Source organism: Nitrospirota bacterium (genome assembly GCA_016180645.1).
Classification (GTDB): domain Bacteria; phylum JACPQY01; class JACPQY01; order JACPQY01; family JACPQY01; genus JACPAV01.
Window position 1 is genome coordinate 73,474 of sequence record JACPAV010000005.1, and the last position, 16,594, is coordinate 90,067.

Sequence of the window (16,594 nt, forward strand, 5' to 3'; positions counted from 1 at the left end):
CCTCGTAGGGGAGCGCCTTCAGGTGCTCCCAGTTCGGGAGGGTCTAAAGACCCTCCCCTACCCGTAGGGGAGCGCCTTCGGGTGCTCCCAGTTCGGGAGGGTCTAAAGACCCTCCCCTACCCGTAGGGGAGCATCTTTAGATGCTCCCTCTTGGATGCTCCCTCTTTCGGGAGGATCAAAACGGAATTTCTGCTATCATGACCCTGATGGCCGACAAGAAAACAATCACGATTTACGGCAAGGCCGGCTGACCTTACACCGCGTCGGCCCGTGAGGATTACGGGCGCAAGGGGTACTCGGTAATCTATTTGGACGTGAAGCAGGACAAGGCCGCCTTCTCGACATTTCTTGAACTCTCCAAAGGTCGCCGCGACGTCCCGCTGATTCTTGAAAACGATCAGGTCACCATCGGCTACGGAGGCACCTGAGGGGTTTGATTCCCCGCGGCGCGGGGATTTAATAGCTCTTCCAATCGCCGTCCTTGGAGCGCAGCGGAAAGGGCGGTGCGGGGACCACGCGGGCTGAAGCCCCATGCCACGGAGGGTATGGGACCATGATATGTCGCCGCACCACGGATGGTGCGGCATGGAACATGGCCCGCGCCTACCAAGGAGCCATTCCTCCGGTAGCCGCACCCCCATGCCAAGGACGGCATGGGGCCATGAAATGTCGCCGCGCCACGGATGGCACGGCATGTAACATGGCCTTTAGGGTGCGTCTTCGGACTGCGACTAGGCCGGCATTTTCAGGATCGCCCAGCCCTTTCGCCAGTACTGGACGCACGAGACGATCGTACACGCGGCCACGGCCCAAGCCGAGACCCGGACAGCCCACACGAATTCCCGGAAGGGCCATATCTGGGCGAGCAGGATGAAGCCGATCAGGCAGATTTGGAGAAACGTGTTCGTCTTGCCCACGAACGTTGGCACGATTTCGAACACTTTGTGCCGGATGTACTTCAGGAAGGCCGCGCCTCCAATGAGCAGCAGATCCCGCCCGAACACGAGAATCACCAGAGACCACCAGAGAAATCCCTTCCAGGCAAAGGTGAAGAACAGCGCATTGACCATGAGTTTGTCCGCCAGCGGATCGAGCAGGCTCCCGAGCCGCGTCCGCCGCTTGAAGTTCCGGGCGATGTATCCGTCCAGGTAGTCCGTCACTCCGCCCAGGACCATGAGGAGAAGCGCATTGTCATAGCGGTCGCGTTCAATAAACACGATCACCACCGGGATCAGAAGGATCCGGAAGAGCGTGAGGAGGTTGGGGATGTTAAACAAGGAACTCGACGGCCCGGTTATGCCGAAGGATCTCCACGTGTTTGCGGTGCAGGCGGGCCTCCACCTCGACTCCGCCTGCCGAGTAGCGGGTGTTCAGGACGTGCCCGGATCCGTACAACATGGAAAGCAGATTCTTCCCCTCGCCGCGGACTCTTATGGTCACATGCACTGTTTCTCGATCCAACCACGCCTCAAGGGCGAGCACCAGGTCGTCCAGCCCTTCCCCGGTGGAGGCGGATACGCCGATTTCCGCACCCCGCTCCGACGGCCGGTTTTCGCCCAGCAGATCGATCTTGTTCAGGGCCATGATCGAAGGTTTGTCGGCCGACCCAATTTCTTCGAGTACTGAACGGACCGCCTCCCCGTGTTCATCCCGCATCGGGCTGGAAGCATCGACGACGTGAAGCAGGAGGTCCGCCGCGCCGAGCTCTTCGAACGTCGCCCGGAACGCCTCGACGAGCTGATGCGGCAGCTTGCGGATGAATCCCACCGTGTCCGAAAGAAGCACGACCCGCCCCGAGGGCAGCTTGATCGCGCGGGTCATGGGGTCCAACGTCGCGAAAAGCTGGTCCGCCACGAATGCCTTGCCCACCGTCCCGTGTCCATGTTTCTTGATGAGCGCGTTGAACAGGGACGATTTCCCCGCGTTCGTGTATCCGATCAGCGTGATCCCCGGCAGCGGGACGTCTTTGCGGTGTCCGCGTTGGATTTGCCGGCGGTCCCGGACACTCTCCAGCTCCCGCTTCAGCCAGGCGATCCGGTCGCGGATGACTCGGCGCCTCATCTCCAATTTTCGTTCGCCGGGACCGCGCGTGCCGATGCCGCCGCCCAATCGTGAAAGTGCGCGATCGCGTCCCACCAGACGAGGAAGCAGATAGGTGAGTTGGGCCAATTCCACTTGAAGTTTGCCCTCCTGCGTGCGGGCCCGCTGCGCAAAGATATCAAGGATCAGCCCCGTCCGGTCCACCACCTTCGCCTCCCACGCGTCCTCCAGGTTTCGCTGCTGCATGGGAGTGAGATCCTGATCCACAATCACCAGGTCCGCCTGACGCATTTCCACTTCGCCCCGGATGGCGTCCACTTTTCCCGAACGAATGAAGCTGCCGGCGGCGACCGTCGATACTCTCTCGATTTCCTTCCAGATGACTTCAGCGCCGGCACTCGCCGCCAGATCCTCCAATTCGGACATGGAATCCTCCGCGCGGAAGACCGTTTCGCGTCCCCGGCGGACTCCGAGCAGGATCGCCCTCTCCCTAATGGCTGGTGGCGGATGCGTCAGGAAGGCTCACGCTGGCGTCCAGGGCGTAGGTTCGAAGTATTTTCTCCAAGTCGGCATCCGGATCGATGGCAAAGAATTCCGGGAGCGCCACGGCGCGTTCCTTCCCACCGAGGGTCAGAAGCACCCGAACGCGGCACGACCCCGGATGGGATCGAAACAGCGTGGCCAAACGTTTCATACGCTCACCGTCCATCGTGCCAAGATCGATGCGGATTGTAAACTCGCCCCGACGCGATTGTCCCTTCTGCCTTAACTTGAGCATCATCTTGTCCAGCGTGTCGACGTCCCTCGCCACCAGGCGGACGCGCTCGCTTCTCCCCCCCGCCGGCTCATCCGCATCGGGCCGACCCGCCCCGTTGGACTCCTTCCCTCGCCGGCCGCCCGCCTCTTCAAATTCAAGCGTTCCCACCACCACCACGGGTTCGTTCTTCTGGAACAGCAGGGCGGACGCCTGGAGATACACCTTCGGCCAGACGATCACTTCCATCGCCCCGGTCATGTCTTCCAGAGTCACAAAGGCGTAGAGATCGCCGCCCTTGGTCGGCCGTTCCTTGATTTCGGATACCATCCCTGCGATCCACACTTCCCGTCCTTCGGTCATCGTCTCCAAGGAGCCGATGACGGTTACGTTCAATGCACGCAACTTTTCCAGGTACTTTTCCAACGGATGGCGCGTCAGGTAGAAACCGAGCATCTCTTTTTCGAAGTTCAAAAACTCCTCTTCGGGCCACTCCGCCGCGGCAGCCGACGCGCCATGGGCTTTGCCGTTCCCTCCGAAACCGGCCGCCCCGCCGACCACGGGCTCCGTCGTCGCGAACAGGGCCACCTGCGCTTTGGACGATTTCGCGCGCCGATGAATGTCCTCGAGCAGAACGTCCAGCGATGAGTGGAGGGGGCGCCGACCCTGTCCCATCGAATCGAATGCGCCCGACTTGATCAAGCTCTCTACCGCCTTCTTGTTCACTTTCGACAGATTCACCCTCTCCAGGAAGTCCTGAAAGGTTTTGAACGGGCCGCTCTCGCTCCGCGATTGCAGGATCGATTCGATCACGGCGGAACCGACGTTCTTGATGGCCGTGAGACCAAAGCGGATGCCCCCTACTTTCCCCCGCGGCACGTCTTTCGGCGCGACGACCGTGAAATCCGCCTCGCTATGGTTCACATCCGGCGCGAGGATGACGATTTCCATCCGCCGGCACTCCTCGAAGTGACGGAGGATCTTGTCCTTCTTCCCGATCTCGGCGCTCAAAAGTGCCGCCATGTATTCCGTCGGGAAATGCGCTTTGAAGTAGGCGGTTTGATAGGCCACGGCGGCGTAGGCCGCGGCATGCGACTTGTTGAACGCGTAGCCCGCGAACCGCTCGATGTTATCGAAGAGCCGTTCCGCGTCCGCGGCTGCAAGTCCACTTTTCCCCGAGCCGTCGATGAAAGGCTTCTTGAGCGCTTCCATCACGGCGCTATCCTTTTTCGCCACGGCCTTTCTCATTTTGTCGACTTGAAGCGATGTGAATCCCGCCAGCTCCTTGGCGATGCGCATCACCTGCTCCTGGTACACCATGATGCCGTAGGTGCTCTTGAGGATCGGCTCCAGTTTCTTGTGGTCGTACGTCACCCTCACGCGACCATTCTTGCGGTCGATGAAGTCCGGGATGAGTCCCATCGGACCCGGCCGATAGAGCGCGACGATGGCGATGATATCGTCGATCTTCTCCGGCTTGAGACGGCGGATCACGTCACGCATCCCCTCGGATTCGAGTTGGAACACCCCGAAGGTCCGACCCTCGGCAAGCAATTTGTACGTCTCGGGGTCGTCCGGTGGAATGGCGTCGATCCTCACCTTGATCCCCCGATTCTGCTCGATCATCCGGCACGCCGTGGAGATGACGTTGAGCGTGGTCAGCCCGAGAAGGTCCATCTTGAGCAGTCCGATCTTCTCGATCGGCTTCATCGAATACTGCGTCGAAATCTCTTCCGCGTTCGATTTGTAGAGCGGCACCTGATCCGTCAGCGGCGGACCCGAAATCACGATCCCGGCGGCATGGACGGATGCGTGCCGGAAGAGCCCCGTCAGGTTCCGCGAAATCTCGCACACTTCCTGGAACTCTCGCCGGCCTTTGACTTCGTCTTGGAGCACCGGGTTGGCCTTGAGCGCATCGTCCACCGTCTTGATGTCGGGGGCGCGAGGGAAAAGCTTCGCGAATCGGTCCACCTCGCCATAGGCCAGGCCCATCACGCGACCCACATCGCGGACGACCTGCCGGACGCCCAGCGAGCCGAACGTGATGATCCGGGCGACATGGTCGTCACCATATTTCTGAATGACATAGCGGATGACCTCGTCGCGCCGGTCGTCCTGAAAATCGATGTCCATATCCGGCATGCTGATGCGCTCGGGATTCAGGAATCGCTCGAAAAGAAGTTCGAACCGCATGGGATCGATGTCGGTGATCCGGATGCAGTAGGCCACGAGCGATCCGGCCGCCGAGCCGCGTCCCGGTCCGACCATGATCCCCCGTTCCCGAGCGAACCGGATGATGTCCCACACAATGAGATAGTAGTCGCTGAACTGCATCTTCTTGATGACGCCCAGTTCCATTTCGAGGCGGTCCTTCAATTCCGGGGTACGCTTCTCGTACCGTTCGTCCAACCCTTTTTCCGCGAGTTTCCGGAGGTAGTCGTCGGCCGTCAGCCCTTCCGGAACGTCGAAATTGGGAATCTGGATGCGGCCCAGTTCCAGCTTGAGATTGCACCGCTCCGCCACGGCCATTGTGTTGGTGAGGAACGCGGTGTCCTGCGAGAAGACCTTCTCCATTTCGAGAGGATGCTTCATGTAGAACTGGTCCGACTGGAACTTCCAGTGGTTCGGATCGCGGATGGTCTTGCCCGTCTGGATGCAGAGGAGCACTTCGTGCGCGAGGGAGTCCGGCGCATTCAGGTAGTGCACGTCATTGGTTCCCACCAGTTTGGCGTTCAATCGCCGCGCGATGGAGATCAGGCCGTTGTTCACCTTCCGCTGCTCCGGCAGTCCGTGGTCCTGGATTTCGATGAAGAAGTTTTCGGCGCCGTACAGGTCGCGGTACCACGCCGCCGCCACGTAGGCCTCCTCCTCCTTCCCCTCCTGAAGGAAGCGGCAGACTTCGCTGTTCAGGCATCCGGAGAGACATACCAACCCTTTCGCATGCCTTTGGATGAGTTCCTTGTCCACGCGCGGCTTATGGTAGAAACCTTCGGTAAAGCTGCGGGTCGATAGCTCCATGAGATTCCGGTAGCCCTCGTCGTTGCCCACCAGGAGCGTCAAGTGGTTCGCCCCTTCGTAGTGGCGCGTTTCCTCGGGCAGCCGCTCCGTGCGCGAGCGCGGGGCCACGTAGACCTCGCAGCCGATGAGGGGCTTGACGCCCTGGTCCAGGGCGCGGGCATAGAAATCGACCGCGCCGAAGAGATTTCCGTGATCGGTGATGGCGAGGTGCTTCATCCCCTGCGCCTTGACGGTCTTGAGGAGACCGTCCACAGAGCACGCGCCGTCGAGCAAACTGTACTGGGTATGGACGTGGAGGTGGACGAATTCTTTCTGACTCATGAAAACCTGCGTCCCTGCATCGGCAACCCGCTTGCAGTCGTATCAGAACCCCGCCCGCCGGGTCAAGCGGGATCGCGGCTGCCTACTCCTCTTTCGGTTTCTCGTGCAGGTTGAAGGCGCGGTGGAGGGTACGGACGGCCGGCTGGCCGAACTTCTCGTCCACCACGACGGAGATCTTGATTTCGGAGGTGCTGATCATCAGGATGTTGATGCTCTCCTTGGCGAGGGCGTCGAACATGCGCGAGGCCACGCCCGAATGGCTCCGCATTCCGAGGCCGACCATGGATACTTTGGCGATCGAGGTGTTTCCCTCCACTTCACCCGCGCCCACGTCCTTGGCCACCTTCTTCACCACGTCCATCGCCTGCTTATACTCGTTCTTCATGACCGTGAACGTCAGGTCCGTGTAGCCGTCGGCGCTCACGTTCTGCACGATCATGTCCACCACCACGTTCGCCTCGGCGACGGGCCCGAAGATTCTGGCCGCGATGCCCGGACGGTCCGGCACCCTCCGGATGGCGATTTTCGCCTCGTTCTTGTTGTAGGTAATGCCGGTGACGGCCTGTTTCTCCATGCGGCTATCCTCCTTCACGATGAGCGTGCCCGGCTCATCGGAGAAACTCGTTCGAATGTGCAACGGGACCATGAATCGCTTGGCGTACTCCATGCTCACGGTCTGCATGACCTTCGCGCCCAGACTGGCCATCTCGAGCATCTCGTCGTACGACACACGGTCGAGCTTCCTCGCCTCGGGGCAGAGGTTCGGATCGGTGGTATACACACCGTCCACATCGGTATAGATCTCGCAGACCTTGGCCTTCAGGGCGGCTGCCACGGCCACGGCGGTGGTGTCCGATCCTCCGCGCCCCAGCGTGGTGATTTCCTCCCCGCTCTCCGTGACGCCCTGGAAACCGGCGATCACGGGGACGGCGCCCTTTCGGAGATCCGCCACGAGTTTGCGCGGGTCCACTTTCACAATCCGCGCTTTGGAATGGATGGTGTCCGTGACGATCGGCACCTGGTGACCCAGGTAGGAGCGGGCTTTCAGGCCCGCTTGGTGAAGCGCCAGCGCGAGGAGGCTGATCGAGACTTGTTCCCCCGTGGAGACGATCTGGTCATATTCGCGGGGGTCCGGGCTCTCGGTAATCTGGCCGACGAGCTTGACGAGTTTGTCCGTTTCGCCGGACATGGCGGAGGCGACGACGACGACGCGGTTGCCGCTTTTCGCCGTCCGGGCGACGCGGTCCGCCACGGCCTTAATCCGCTCGATGCTTCCGACGGATGTGCCGCCGAATTTTTGGACGATGATGTTTTTTCCCATGGGCTGCGAGGCGGATGCTATTCTAGGCACGCGGGAATTCCCTGACAAGTGTCAAATTATTGACGGATGTGGATTCTCGATGCGGATTCGTCGACCTTCGGCGGCGTAGTCGATCCGGACGCGCATGCAGTCCGCGGGAAGATGGGCCTCGGCCCGCTCCGCCCATTCGACGACCACGATCGCACCCGCGTTCAGGATTTCATCCAGACCGATCGACGCCAGTTCGCGTGGGGTTTCCGCGCGGAACAGATCCACGTGAATCAGTGGTCCCCGCTCCCCGGTTTCATGCCGGTGGACGAATGTGAAAGTGGGGCTCGTAATCGTGGCTGGATCCAGTCCGAACGCGCGGGAGATCCCCTTCACGAAGACCGTTTTCCCTGCCCCGAGCGGGCCAGTCAGCGCCACGACCTGCCCCGGCCGGAGGGCACGACCCACCTCCTCGCCGAGAGCCATGGTTTCCTCGTCGGTCTGGCACGACCGGTCAGCGCCGGGCGGCGCAAGAGCTTCATGGCCTTTCATTTCGCCGTCCTCGGAGCGGAGCGTAGGGGGCACGGCTTGTTTCGATTTCCTTGAACACCGTGGGGAGAAATTCCACAAGATCCATCGCCACGAGTGCGATCTGCCCTTTCGATTCCGCGGCTACGTCGCCGGCCCATCCGTGGAGATAGGCCCCCGCGCGAGCCGAATCAAGAGCCGAGAATCCCTGAGCTAGAAGTGAACCGATCACGCCGGTCAAGACATCACCCGTTCCGCCCGTCGCCATACCCGGATTCCCCGTTGGGTTGATGTGGGCCACTCCTTCGGGCGTCGCCACAACCGTGCGGGCGCCCTTCAGCAGTACGACCACGCTGTGTTTCCTCGCGAACCCTACCGCACTTTCGATCCGGTTGGCCTGCACCTCCTGCGTGGTCGAATGCGAAAGCCTCGCCATTTCACCGGGGTGCGGCGTGAGCACCGTCGACGCCTTCCGCCGCTCGAGAATATCGGGCCGGTCCGAGAGCGCGTTCAGTCCATCTGCATCGACCACGAGCGGAGACTGCAGCGAGGCGACAAATTCGCGGCTGAACGCGGTGGTCTCCTCGCTCCACCCCAATCCGGGTCCCAAAGCCACCGCATCTTTCCCTCTCGAAGCCTCCAAGGCGGCAACGGCGGACTCACGGCAAAGCTCCCCGCCCATCTCCGGAAGGGCCACGGACATCGCTTCGAGCACCAGCGTGTGAAACCCCAGTTCGGCGCTCTCCGGAACACCGGCCGTGACGAGGCCGACGCCCGACCGGATCGCGGCGCGCGCCGCCATGGCGATCGCCCCCACCTTTGATCGCGAACCTCCAACGAGGAGGAGATGCCCGTAGTCCCCCTTGTGGCTCCCCTCAGGCCGTTTCTTAAAGAGTTTGCGCATCTCCGCTCCGGTGGTCATTTCGATCGACGACGGTTCGGAGGCCAAGGCTTCCGCCGGAAGACCGATGTCGACCACCTCCACGCTTCCTGTCTGCTCGGCCCCCGGGAAAAGAACGTGTCCGCATTTCGGCAGGCCCAAGGCCACGGTCAGATCGGCGCGGACGGCACATCCCATGATCTCGCCGGTGGTGCCGTTGACGCCGGAAGGGATGTCGATGCTGACCACCGGCCGGTCCGAAACGTTGATCGCGTCCACAGCGGACGCGAATCGATCCGCCAAGGGTTGTGAGAGGCCGGTTCCGAAAATCGCGTCCACGATGAAATCAGCGTCAGCGAGGTCCGCGTCCGTCAAGGGGGCCCGTTCCACCGCTCCTCCGGCTTTTTTCCAACGCTTCAAATTGACGAGCGCGTCTCCGCGGATCTCCGGGGCATCCGCCAGGAGCCGCACACGCACCCGCGCTCCACGGGATTTCGCCAGCCGGGCCACCACGAAACCATCTCCGCCATTGTTTCCCTTGCCGCAGATGACGACGATTTTCCTCCCCCTGACCGTTCCCCACCTACGCTCAACAGCCGAGATCACCCCGGCTCCGGCGTTCTCCATCAGCTTCAAGCCCGGAATCCCGAGTTTCCGGATCGCCATATCATCGATCCGGCGCATTTGTTCGGAGGTGACGACTTTCATGGGGTGAGAGGCGAGAGGTGAGAGGCGGGAGACGTCGGGAGAATGAGGAGCGTCATGACACTTCCAAAATGATCTCGGCGAAGGCCATTTTGTCCGTGTGTGACAGGGAGAGATGCGCCCCGCTGACTCCCGCCGCGGCGGCCTTCTCTTTTGCGCGACCGTGCAGGACCAGGCAAGGCCGACCGCCCTTCTCACGTCCGACCTCGATTTCATTCCACGCAATCCCACCCCGGAATCCGGTCCCCAGTGCTTTCACGAACGCTTCCTTGGCCGCGACCCGGGCGGCCAGGTGCTGCCCCACGTGCGCCTTCCGCTGGCAATATTGCTGCTCCCCTGGCGTGAACAAGCGGTCAAGAAATCGCTTCTTGAATTTCTTCAGCAGGCGGTCGACGCGCTCCACTTCCACCGCGTCGATGCCCACTCCGAAGATGGCCATTATGGCACTACAACATTTCTTCTGGGCCGCGGTAAGGGAGCAGCTTTAGCTGCTCCCAAGCAGGGAGGACCTGAAGGTCCTCCCCTACGGCATGCAGTTTTCGCACGCATTCCTAGCCTCCCTGTAGGATGTTTACCATTTCACGAACGGCCCGTTCGAAACCGACGAGCACCGCCCTCGCCACGATGCTGAAACCGATGTTGAATTCGCGAATTTCCGGGATCTCCAGTACCCGCTGGGTATTCTGATAGTCCAGTCCGTGGCCGGCGGCAACCACGAGTCCGGAATCCGCGGCCAACCGCGCCGCATCGCGCAGCCTCGCCCATTCCTTCGCCCGCTTTGCCTCCCCCCCAGCGTTGCAGTATTCGCCCGTGTGCAGCTCCACCATGACGGCGCCGGCCGCCTTGGAGGCTTCCACTTGCGATTTTTCCGGATCGATGAAGAGGCTCACTTTTCGTCCACCCTTGTTCAGCTTACGAACGGCACCTGAAATCGTTTTGTGGCGACCGACCACGTCCAGTCCGCCCTCCGTAGTCAGCTCTTCCCGCCGCTCGGGCACCAGCACGCAGAACTCCGGTTTGGCCGCCAACGCAATGCGGACCATTTCATTCACAGCGGCCATTTCCATGTGGAGCTCCGTCTGCACGGTCTGGCGGAGCAAAGTAAGATCCCGGTCTTGGATATGCCGCCGGTCTTCTCGGAGATGTACGATGATGCCATCCGCCCCGGCCAGTTCGGCCAGCGTGGCGGCGGCAACGGGGTCGGGGTATTTCGCCCGCCGCGCCTGGCGGACGGTGGCGACATGGTCGACGTTGACGAAAAGTTTTCTGCGCGTCACGTTTTCCCCCTACGGGGATCACGACGAACGGACACCTATTTCCCGCTCAAGCTCGATCGCGATTTGGTGGGCGAAGGCGCGAGTGAGTCGCTCGTCCTCCCCTTCCACCAGAACGCGCGCGAGCGGTTCGGTCCCGGAGTAGCGGACGTACACTCGCCCCTTTCCGTTCAACTTCGACTCCACGTCCTTAATGGCACGACCCACGGTTGTCATCGAATCGAGAGGACGCTTCTCGCGGACCTCCACGTTTACAAGAGTCTGCGCAAACTTCCGCATGAACTCCTTGAGACGCCCCAGGCTTTTCCCCGAACGGATGGAGATGGCCAGGACTTCCAGGGCCGTTAGAATGCCGTCGCCCGTGGTGTGCCGATCCAGAAAGACAATGTGGCCCGATTGTTCCCCACCGAGGATGATCCCGTCTTTCCGCATCTCCTCGATGACGTATCGGTCGCCCACCGGCGCCGGCACCACCCGGATGCCCTGCGCCCGCATCGCCGCTTCGAGGCCGAAGTTGCTCATGACCGTCGCGACAAACGCATTTCCATGAAGCCGGCCGCTTTGTTTGTAATCCATGGCGCAGATACCGAGCATCTCATCGCCGTTGACCACTTCGCCCTGTTCGTCCACCAGGATCACGCGGTCTCCATCCCCGTCGAGGGCGATCCCGAGGGCCGCGCCGGATTCGCGCACTTTCGCCGAGAGGGCAGCCGGATCGGTGGCGCCGCAGTGGTCGTTGATGTTCATGCCGTTGGGGGAGGCATGGATGGCCGTGACGTCCGCGCCGAGTTCGCTGAAGACCTGCGGGGCCACGCGATACGCCGCGCCGTTGGCGCAATCGATGACGATCTTAACGCCGTTCAGCGAAAGATCCTTTGGAAAGTAATTCTTCAGAAATACGATGTAACGGCCGTTGGCGTCGACAATTCTCCGTGCCTTGCCAATTTGGGAAGGCCGAACGCGATGTTTCTCCAGCTCGTTGCTCAGAACGAGGCTCTCGATCTCGTTCTCAATCTGGTCCCTCAGCTTGAATCCGTCCGGCCCCACAAATTTGATCCCGTTGTCGTGGTACGGATTGTGGGAGGCCGAGATGATGACTCCGGCATCCACGCGCATGCTGGCCGTGAGGTAGGCCACGGCGGGCGTCGGCATTGGCCCGCACAGGAGGACGTCGGCCCCCATGGCGCAGATTCCGGAAGCCAGCGCGTTTTCGAACATATAGCAGGAGAGCCGGGTATCTTTGCCGATCAGGATTTTCGGGTGGCGGCTGTCCCGCCCGAAGTAGTAGGAGGCAGCCATGCCGAGCTTGAGCGCCATTTCCGGCGTCATCGGGTGCTCGTTGGCCACACCCCGAATGCCGTCCGTCCCGAAAAGTTCTCCCACGATCAAACCAGCTTCTTGAGATACTTCCGGATGCCTTCGATCGCGCGGGCGCGGTGGCTGAGCCGGTTTTTCTCGGCCAGGCTCATTTGCGCGAACGTCTTCTTGAATTCCGGAAGAAAGAATAGCGGATCGTAGCCGAACCCGCTCCTGCCCCTGGCACGCGACAGGATCACGCCCTTCACGGTCCCGCTGGACGAGAAGACGCGGCCATCCGGCATGGCCAGTCCGACGGCGCACACAAAATGGGCAACCCGCTTTTCCAACAAGACTTTCTTCTTGGTGAGTTCTCTTAACAATTTGCGATTGTTATCTTTTTCTGACGCGTCGTCGCCTGCATATCTGGCCGAATGAAGCCCCGGCATTTTCCCAAGCGCCTCCACTTCCAATCCCGAGTCCTCACCGAGACAAACCATCTGAAACTTTTGACTCCCAGCCTTGGCCTTCATGACGGCGTTCGCTTCGTACGAAGAACCGTTTTCCTGCATGTCCAGGGTGCCTTCCAGCCCATTCAAACTGACGAAATTTAACGGCAAATCAGACAGTAACGCATTGATTTCACTGAATTTTCCCTCGTTACGGGTGGCAATGAGGATCGTGACGTCGTTGGACATACGGACACCATTATTCAAATTTCGGGTCAAAAATCAATCGGCCAATTATCACGGCGTCAGCGCTGCGTTTCCTTGCTCGCATAATGTCGGATATGATGGCGACGTGCGAAAAAGAGAAATCGTTGTTGCATCGACTCTTCTTGTGCTCACCGTTCTTTCAACTCTGTACGCGGAAGCGCGGCGGACAGGGGATACCGAGTGGTCACACCTCCTCAACCACTGGCCCTTTTCCGCCACGCTGCTCCTGATTCTCCTGACCCACGAACTGGGCCACTTCTTCACCGCCCGATATCACCACGTGGATGCCTCGCTCCCTTATTTCATTCCGATTCCCAACATCATCGGCACGTTCGGCGCATTCATCCGGATGAGATCGCCCATCTTCAGTAAGCGCGCGCTGGTCCACATCGGCGCGTCCGGACCGATTGCCGGCATGGTCGTGGCCGTGCCCGTGCTCATCTGGGGGCTCCAACTCTCGGAAATACGTCCGCTCCCCCAGGAAACAGGGCAATACGCCATTTTCCTCGGCGACAATCTCCTTTTCGGGTGGCTTTCCGGCATGCTCGTAGGTCCCATCCCCGAAGGTTACGACCTCTACCTGCATCCCGTGGCGTACGCGGGCTGGATCGGGCTGTTCGTCACTTCGCTCAATCTGATTCCCGTCGGGCAGCTCGACGGAGGCCACATCGCCTACTCCCTCCTGGGACGACGCTTTCGCCTCGTGGGTCTGGTCACGGTCGCCATCCTCTTCGCACTGACGTTCAAGTGGTTCGGATGGTTTGTGTGGGCTTCCATGCTTCTGCTCGTGATTGGTCTTCGTCACCCCCCGCCGCTCGACTCCATCTCGCCATTGGACGGGAAGACGAAGGCGATGGGCCTGCTGAGCTTTATCCTTTTCATCCTGACGTTTACCCCGAATCCAATTCAGCTCGTGAGGGTGGAGTAGCGCCGGAGGGCCGGCTTCTGGCGCAGGCTAAAGCCTGTGGCCACCCGGTCGATCTGCGTGGGTTCTTGGTAGGCGCACCCTTTATGGGTGCGTCTTCGGACGCGGGCTAAAGCCCGCGGCTACCAGTATAGGAGAGCCGGCCACCCGCCGTAAGCGCACCCTTCAGGGTGCGTCAGATCCTTGCGCGTTTGACCTCGCGGAGCGGTCGGCCGAGGAATTTCTCGGCGACGCGCCGGAAAGCTCCCCCCACATCCGTCGCAAAAATCTCCAAAGAGCCCTTCCCCGAGCCCTCCGCCAGGAGCTGCTTGTCTCCCAGAACGCTTTCCACTTCTTCCGCTACCGCCTCCGCCGAATCCACCAGCAAGACTCCGGGACCCATCACTTTCCTGATGGTCGATTTCAAGAGCGGGTAGTGCGTGCAACCGAGAACCAGCGTATCGAGTCGGCGCTTCCGAAGTGGGAGCAGATAGCGACGGGCCGTCTCCTCTGCAATCCTGCCGGTGCTCCATCCCTCCTCGGCCAGGGCCACGAACAGCGGACAGGCCTGCGCCGTGACGCGGGCGTCCGGTCGCCTTGCGCGCAACTCCCGCTGGTACGCTCCGCTGGCCACGGTTCCGGCGGTTCCGATGACTCCGATCCTGTTCCTCACGGTCTTCAGCAGGGCCTGCTTGACTCCCGGCTCGATGACCCCAATCACGGGGAGATTGAACGTCTTCTTCATCCGATCCAGCGCGTACGCCGTTGAGGTGTTGCAGGCGATGACCAGAGCCTTGATATTCCGGGAGGTCAGGAAAATGGTGCTTTCGACGGCGTAGCGGATGACCGTTTCGCGGGATTTCGTGCCGTAGGGAACGCGCGCCGTGTCCCCCAAATAGATTAGGCGCTCCTTCGGCAGGCGTTCGTGAATGGCCCGGAGTACGGTGAGGCCGCCCACGCCGGAATCGAACACCCCGATGGGCCGCGAATCACCGGAGATTGGGGACGTTCTTGACATTAGACTTTACCTCGGCCGTTCACGTTCGGGGGTACTCCACTTCTACGAGCGCGAGCCCCCGCGCCGGAGCTGTTCGGCCCGCTTTCGACCTCTGTTTCTTCTGCACAATTTCCCGGATCCGCTCAGGCTCCATTCGCCCAAGGCCGACCTCCATCAGCGTGCCTACGATCACGCGCATCATCTGCTTCAGGAACCCGTTCGCGGTCGCTCGGACTCGAACGACGCTCCCTTCCCGATCAATCTCAATACGGCTCAGGTCCCGCACCGTCGTCTTGACCGAGCTCCCCACGTTTCGGAACGCGGCGAAATCTTTTCGACCCACGAGCGCGGAGGCGGCCCGCCGCATGGCCTCCACGTCCAACGGCATGGGCACGTGCCAAACGTAGCGTCGATCCCTCAGCGGACGCTTCGGAGCATTCCAGATCGCGTATTCGTAGGTCTTGGCCACGGCCGACTTGCGCGAGTGAAAATCGGGACTGGCCTCCGCCACATCGTGAACGACGATATCATCCGGGAGTACCGCGTTCAGTGCCCGCCGAAGGTCATCGGGTTTCATCCTCGAATGCGCATCGAAGTGACTGACGTGGCAGTTGGCGTGGGCGCCGGCGTCGATTCGGCCGCACCCGGAAACCCGCACGGGCTCGCCCAGCAGCTTTTGCAGGCTTTCTTCAAGCACGCCTTGCACGGTACGTCTCGCTTTCTGGATCTGCCACCCGGAAAATTCGGTTCCGTCGAAGGCCAACGTCACCCGGATCCTGCGCTCCGCTTCTCTTATCCGAGAAGCCTCGCCGTCCCCTTCGCTCCGCTTCACGGACGGCGAGACGAGCCGGCGTGAAGACTTTTCGCCGCTTCCGGGGCGAAATACGTCAGGATCATGTCCGCCCCCGCACGACGAATCGCCGTCAACATCTCCAACATCACGCGTTCCTTCTCGATCCATCCCTTCGCCGCAGCGGCTTCCAGCATGGCGTACTCTCCGCTCACGCTGAAGGCAGCCAGAGGCAGGTCGAATTTCTCCCGAGCCCTCCGGATAATGTCCAAATAGGCCAGAGCTGGTTTGACCATCAGAATATCCGCGCCCTCCTCAACGTCCAACTCCATTTCCCGCATCGCCTCGCGGGCATTGGCCGGGTCCATCTGGTACGCCCGCCGGTCTCCGAATTGGGGAGTCGATTCCGCCGCCTGGCGAAACGGGCCGTAGAAGGCCGACGAAAACTTTGCGGCGTAGCTCATGATGGCCACTCGTTCAAAGCCGCATCCGTCCAGCGCCTTTCGTATGGCTCCGACGCGTCCGTCCATCATGTCCGACGGGGCCACGATGTCCGCCCCGGCCTCCGCGTGCGAAACGGCGACGCGGGCTAGGATCTCCAGCGAGGGATCGTTGAGAATCTGAAATTCCCTGCCCTTCCTCGCCACAATGCCACAGTGCCCGTGGGAGGTGTACTGGCAGAGGCAGACGTCCGTGATAACGCAGAGCCCCGGAGCCTTCGACTTAATGTCCGCCACCGCCCTCTGGACCGATCCGCTTTTCGCGTAGGCTTCGGTCGCCCGTTCGTCCTTCCGGCTGGGAACACCGAACAAGAGCACGCCGGGAATGCCGAGCTTTTCGGCTTCCTTCGCCACGCTTCCGATCTTGTCCACCGAGTAGCGAAACTGGCCGGGCATGCTGGGAATGGGCCGCTTGATGCTTCGACCCGGCTCAACGAAAAGGGGGTAGATCAGATCCGAGGGTGAAAGGCGCGTCTCGCGGACGAGCGTCCGGATGGACTCGCTCGACCGGAGCCGTCTCAGACGGGTGGTGGGGAAGGCCATTTTCAGCTATCAGCCTTCAGCCATCAGCTCTCAGCCTTTC

At 61.2% G+C, this 16,594-nt stretch carries 15 protein-coding genes; 2 read left to right on the forward strand and 13 right to left on the reverse strand.

Annotated elements, in window-relative coordinates:
* The first annotated feature begins 206 nt into the window (after positions 1-206).
* Complete coding sequence (locus HYT87_04480) at positions 207-428, forward strand: glutaredoxin family protein (protein MBI2059007.1); 222 nt, start codon at positions 207-209, stop codon at positions 426-428.
* 303 nt (positions 429-731) lie between these two features.
* Here the strand turns inward: HYT87_04480 and HYT87_04485 are convergent, their stop codons facing one another.
* From HYT87_04485 to rdgB, 10 genes are all read right to left on the reverse strand, one after another.
* Positions 732-1,277 carry a CDP-alcohol phosphatidyltransferase family protein gene (locus HYT87_04485; protein ID MBI2059008.1) on the reverse strand — a complete coding sequence of 182 codons (546 nt, stop codon included), beginning with the start codon at positions 1,275-1,277 and terminating at the stop codon, positions 732-734.
* Positions 1,270-2,556 (reverse strand): GTPase HflX, encoded by a 1,287-nt coding sequence (hflX, locus tag HYT87_04490; GenBank protein MBI2059009.1) that lies wholly within the window; start codon positions 2,554-2,556, stop codon positions 1,270-1,272. The genes HYT87_04485 and hflX overlap by 8 nt, the downstream gene beginning before the upstream one ends.
* Positions 2,531-6,133 (reverse strand): DNA polymerase III subunit alpha, encoded by a 3,603-nt coding sequence (locus HYT87_04495; GenBank protein ID MBI2059010.1) that lies wholly within the window; start codon positions 6,131-6,133, stop codon positions 2,531-2,533. Before HYT87_04495 ends, hflX begins: the two co-directional genes overlap by 26 nt.
* An 82-nt stretch (positions 6,134-6,215) precedes the next feature.
* The gene (locus tag HYT87_04500; protein ID MBI2059011.1) at positions 6,216-7,454 is read right to left on the reverse strand and encodes an aspartate kinase; all 1,239 of its coding nucleotides are present in this window, start codon (positions 7,452-7,454) and stop codon (positions 6,216-6,218) included.
* Between the two features lie 51 nt (positions 7,455-7,505).
* Complete coding sequence (gene tsaE, locus HYT87_04505; GenBank protein MBI2059012.1) at positions 7,506-7,973, reverse strand: tRNA (adenosine(37)-N6)-threonylcarbamoyltransferase complex ATPase subunit type 1 TsaE; 468 nt, start codon at positions 7,971-7,973, stop codon at positions 7,506-7,508.
* Positions 7,960-9,537, reverse strand: coding sequence for an NAD(P)H-hydrate dehydratase (locus tag HYT87_04510; GenBank protein ID MBI2059013.1), 1,578 nt, complete (start codon positions 9,535-9,537; stop codon positions 7,960-7,962). The genes tsaE and HYT87_04510 overlap by 14 nt, the downstream gene beginning before the upstream one ends.
* Positions 9,538-9,589: 52 nt before the next feature.
* Positions 9,590-9,973, reverse strand: coding sequence for a holo-ACP synthase (gene acpS / locus HYT87_04515; protein ID MBI2059014.1), 384 nt, complete (start codon positions 9,971-9,973; stop codon positions 9,590-9,592).
* Between the two features lie 112 nt (positions 9,974-10,085).
* Complete coding sequence (locus HYT87_04520) at positions 10,086-10,811, reverse strand: pyridoxine 5'-phosphate synthase (protein MBI2059015.1); 726 nt, start codon at positions 10,809-10,811, stop codon at positions 10,086-10,088.
* A gap of 18 nt (positions 10,812-10,829) precedes the next feature.
* A complete protein-coding gene (locus HYT87_04525; GenBank protein ID MBI2059016.1) occupies positions 10,830-12,191 on the reverse strand; it encodes a phosphoglucosamine mutase in 1,362 nt (453 codons plus the stop codon).
* 2 nt (positions 12,192-12,193) lie between these two features.
* Entirely contained in the window at positions 12,194-12,802 is a 609-nt protein-coding gene (gene rdgB, locus HYT87_04530) for an RdgB/HAM1 family non-canonical purine NTP pyrophosphatase (protein MBI2059017.1), read from the reverse strand.
* Positions 12,803-12,905: 103 nt separating this feature from the next.
* Between rdgB and HYT87_04535 the strand changes: the two genes are divergently transcribed.
* Positions 12,906-13,748: a site-2 protease family protein gene (locus tag HYT87_04535; GenBank protein ID MBI2059018.1), complete on the forward strand. Its 843-nt coding sequence runs from the start codon at positions 12,906-12,908 to the stop codon at positions 13,746-13,748.
* A gap of 172 nt (positions 13,749-13,920) precedes the next feature.
* Here HYT87_04535 and HYT87_04540 read toward each other — a convergent pair whose 3' ends face one another.
* Genes HYT87_04540 through hemB form a run of 3 tightly spaced genes read right to left on the reverse strand, consistent with a single transcriptional unit; the run spans position 13,921 to position 16,554 of the window.
* Positions 13,921-14,742: a glutamate racemase gene (locus HYT87_04540; GenBank protein ID MBI2059019.1), complete on the reverse strand. Its 822-nt coding sequence runs from the start codon at positions 14,740-14,742 to the stop codon at positions 13,921-13,923.
* A gap of 19 nt (positions 14,743-14,761) precedes the next feature.
* Positions 14,762-15,553, reverse strand: coding sequence for a tRNA pseudouridine(38-40) synthase TruA (truA, locus tag HYT87_04545; protein ID MBI2059020.1), 792 nt, complete (start codon positions 15,551-15,553; stop codon positions 14,762-14,764).
* Entirely contained in the window at positions 15,550-16,554 is a 1,005-nt protein-coding gene (hemB, locus tag HYT87_04550) for a porphobilinogen synthase (protein ID MBI2059021.1), read from the reverse strand. Before hemB ends, truA begins: the two co-directional genes overlap by 4 nt.
* Positions 16,555-16,594 lie beyond the last annotated feature (40 nt).